The organism is Methanobrevibacter filiformis (assembly GCF_001639265.1).
Taxonomy (GTDB): domain Archaea; phylum Methanobacteriota; class Methanobacteria; order Methanobacteriales; family Methanobacteriaceae; genus Methanacia; species Methanacia filiformis.
This window is the reverse complement of sequence record NZ_LWMT01000111.1, coordinates 1-2,799: the sequence shown is the minus strand read 5'-3', so window position 1 is coordinate 2,799 and position 2,799 is coordinate 1. Positions and strand designations below refer to the sequence as shown.

Below are 2,799 nucleotides of genomic sequence, written 5' to 3'. Positions count from 1 at the left end.
GACACACAAGACTAACAATATCAAGAATAAAAAACATGCTAAAAGAAAAATAAGAATATAAACAAAAAACATCACAACATTACACACTACATATCTAACATGAAAAATCCTTAACTTAACAGCTGTGGGTCTTAGGGTGAATTTCATCCCAGAATTTGCAACAGTTGAAGACTTTGAGCAACTTGGAGAAGCTGCTGTAACCGCACCAATTTGTCCAACATACACTGATTACTTGTCAAGAGGTTTAAAAGAGGAATATGGTGTTCCTTTCTTCCTTTACCCACCACCAACAGGAATATCTAACACTGATGAATGGCTTCGTCAAATAGCTAAATTCACAGGAAAAGAGGAAGAAGTTGAGAAACTTATAGAAGAAGAACATAAAAGATGGGTTCCTCAAATTGAAAGAATCAAAGAGGAATTTAAAAAACTAAGAGTTAATGGTGAGAAAACTAAGATTTTAGGATCATTAGGTCAAGGAAGGCTTGTATCTCAACTTCCATACTTTGATGAATTAGGTTTGCAATCTCCTGCAGCTATGGCTCAAGATTTTGATAATTTGTTAATTGATGAACTTGAAGAAATTATTGAACAAGTTGGTGATTTTGATCTTATGGTTAACACTTTCCAAGCAGCAGAGCAAGCAAACATCACTCAACAACTTAATCCTGATTTAGCCCTTACTTGTCCTTTCCAAGGAGGTAGTTGGGAACGTGATAATAATATTACCAGAATACACTCACTTAGAGGAGATGCCGATCCATGGAGTGCTCAAAGTGGATATGCTGGAGCTGTAGCATTTGGAGACTTTTTATTACAATCCTTTAAAAACAGATCTTATCAGAAAGTATTAAGTGAAAAAACAGAGAGAAGCTACAAAGATTGGTGGTATGAACAACCTGATCCACTTTATTATCTTGAAAAAGAAGAGAAGGGGAAATAACATGTCTGATGAAGCAAAATTAGAAAACTTAAATAAACATGAGTCATCATCAATACAACTTAACTCTTATGAGGGTGAATCAGTAGAGGCACCTCGTTATAGCTGTGCATTATCTGGTGCTTATGGTACTACACTTGGAATAAGAGGTGCAGTACCTATACTTCATTCTGGAGCAGGTTGTGGTATTGGTCAGCTATTCGGAACACTATATGCTGGAGGTCAATCTGCTGGAGGTAATGAAGGAGGTACAAGTACGCCTTGTTCCTGTCTTGTAGAGGAACATGTTATATTTGGAGGAGAAGAAAAACTCAGAAATTTAATAGCATCTACAATAGAAGTATTTAATTCCGATCTCTTTGTAGTAATATCTGGTTGTGTTCCATCACTTATAGGAGATGATGTTGATGCGATTGTAGGTGAATTTAGAGATAAAGCACCTATTGTTCATGTTAATGCACCAGGATTCAGTGGTAGTTCATTTGAAGGATATGAACTATTTTGGGATGCAATTATTGAACAATTACTTATTCCAAAAGAAAAACAAGAAAAATTAGTTAATATATTTGGTGTAGTTCCATACAATCATGTCTTTTGGAAAGGTGAACTTTTAACAATTAAAAATCTTCTTGAAAAAATAGGTATTGAAGCTAATATCATATTTACTGAAAAAAATGGATTAGAACACATTGAAAAAATACCTGCTGCAGAATACAATATTGTAGTCTCTCCATGGAATGGACATGCAGCAGCAGCTAAACTTGAAGATAAGTTTGGAACTCCATTTATAACTTTCCCAAGTGTTCCAGTAGGTCCTAAACAAACTGGAGTCTTTCTTAGAAAAATCGCTGAAAAGCTTAATGTTCCATCTGAAACTGTTGAAGATTTTATAGCAGCTGAAGAAGACAGAACTTATCGTTTCATGGAATATCCTGCAGATGCAGTCATACTGGTCAGACCACATTCCTACTTTGCTGTAGCTGCTGATAGTGGAACAGCTGTTGGAATAACAAATTTCCTTACAAATGAAATAGGATATCTTCCAGATGTTATCCAAATAACTGATAATCCTCCTGAGGAATACCGTGCAGAAATTGCGAAAGAAATAGGTGATAACCTCACTACTTCTGTAGTTCCTGATATAATTTTCGAGGCAGACACATACAATATCAGAGAAAACTTTAAAGATAGACCATTCCTATTTTTATTCTCAAGTTCTCTTGAAGCACCAACTGCAATGGAAGACTTTGGAGCACTTCATATCAGTGCATCTTTCCCTGTATTCAATAAAACTATATTACTTCATAATTTTGCTGGATATGATGGTTGTTTAACACTATTTGAAGATTTAATAGGCACATTTGTAGGTCCATTATAGATACTTAGTATGTAGCTATATTTAGTATTATATAGTATTACATATAGTATTACTTTTTATTCTTTTTATTAATAAATTATATATACTATTATAATAATAATTAAATATATTTATTAAAAATATTGTTATTAAGAATTTTTTTAAAATAATTAGTATATGATAATTTTTATTGGAGGTATTTAAGTATGATATGCCCTGTTTGCGGACTTGAATGTGCTGAAGAAGAAGTTAATGGTAAAATTGTTTATGATTGTCCTTGTGGCTGGTCATCTGCTAAAGAAGATGATATTGACGGAGCTTATATTAACAGAAACTTTGATGATAAATAATTTTAGATAATCTATTTTCAAACTTAAACTTTGATGATAAATAATTTTAGATAATCTATTTTCAAACTTAAACTTTGATGATAAATAATTTTAGATAATCTATTTTCAAACTTAAACTTTGATGATAAATAATTTTAGATAATCTATTTTCA

At 32.5% G+C, this 2,799-nt stretch carries 3 protein-coding genes; all 3 read left to right on the top strand.

Annotation, left to right across the window (positions count from 1 at the left end; genetic code table 11):
- Positions 1–124 precede the first annotated feature (124 nt).
- Positions 125–943 carry a nitrogenase component 1 gene (locus MBFIL_RS03785; RefSeq protein ID WP_281192473.1) on the top strand — a complete coding sequence of 273 codons (819 nt, stop codon included), beginning with the start codon at positions 125–127 and terminating at the stop codon, positions 941–943.
- A gap of 1 nt (position 944) precedes the next feature.
- A complete protein-coding gene (locus MBFIL_RS03780; protein WP_066971651.1) occupies positions 945–2,318 on the top strand; it encodes a nitrogenase component 1 in 1,374 nt (457 codons plus the stop codon).
- Between the two features lie 185 nt (positions 2,319–2,503).
- Positions 2,504–2,647, top strand: coding sequence for a hypothetical protein (locus tag MBFIL_RS10500; RefSeq protein ID WP_157078639.1), 144 nt, complete (start codon positions 2,504–2,506; stop codon positions 2,645–2,647).
- Positions 2,648–2,799: the final 152 nt, after the last annotated feature.

Coding starts and splice junctions, on each gene's coding strand:
- MBFIL_RS03780 (WP_066971651.1), top strand. CDS start 945: ATGTCTGATGAAGCAAAATTAGAAAACTTAAATAAACATGAGTCATCA.
- MBFIL_RS10500 (WP_157078639.1), top strand. CDS start 2,504: ATGATATGCCCTGTTTGCGGACTTGAATGTGCTGAAGAAGAAGTTAAT.